The sequence below is a fragment of the Achromobacter mucicolens genome (assembly GCF_902859725.1).
Lineage (GTDB): Bacteria > Pseudomonadota > Gammaproteobacteria > Burkholderiales > Burkholderiaceae_B > Achromobacter > Achromobacter mucicolens.
Genome location: NZ_CADIJP010000051.1, coordinates 1 through 576, shown reverse-complemented (window position 1 = coordinate 576; position 576 = coordinate 1). Strand labels below are relative to the sequence as shown.

The 576-nt window shown below is 49.5% G+C and carries 2 tRNA genes and 1 rRNA gene; all 3 read left to right on the top strand.

Going from position 1 to position 576, the window contains the following annotated elements:
• A 16S ribosomal RNA gene (locus tag HV786_RS27220) occupies nt 1–64 on the top strand; the annotation flags it as partial.
• Between the two features lie 132 nt (nt 65–196).
• A tRNA-Ile gene (locus tag HV786_RS27215) sits at nt 197–273 on the top strand.
• 24 nt (nt 274–297) lie between these two features.
• Nucleotides 298–373 (top strand) — tRNA-Ala (locus HV786_RS27210).
• Nucleotides 374–576: the final 203 nt, after the last annotated feature.

The following is a 576-nucleotide window of genomic DNA, read 5'->3' as shown; positions in this document are numbered from 1 at the left end:
CATGACTGGGGTGAAGTCGTAACAAGGTAGCCGTATCGGAAGGTGCGGCTGGATCACCTCCTTTCAGAGCTTATGTGCTCGTGTTAAGCGTCCACTCTTATCGGTTGTTTGATATAGCTGGGATCAGTTGTAGGCTTGGGTCGAGGGAGTCTTCCCTAGGTCTTCAGCTTCCTGACTACTGATCCGAGAAGGTTTTGGGTCTGTAGCTCAGTCGGTTAGAGCACCGTCTTGATAAGGCGGGGGTCGTTGGTTCGAATCCAACCAGACCCACCAGGTATTTCGCGGCAAGCGAAATATGGGGGTGTAGCTCAGCTGGGAGAGCGCCTGCTTTGCAAGCAGGATGTCATCGGTTCGATCCCGTTCACCTCCACCATTGATTCTCATTGATCGCCGGTGGCGATGTAGAGGCCAACTCATAGTGTCGTCAGTTACGACGTTATGAGTTGGGTTTTACCCAACAGCTATATTTGTTCTTTAACAATCTGGAAGAAGCACAACGAAAATGTGTTCATCAAGTAATCAGCGTTGCTGATGAAGATGGGCACGGGTTGTGATTGCATTATTTTTTGTTCCAAG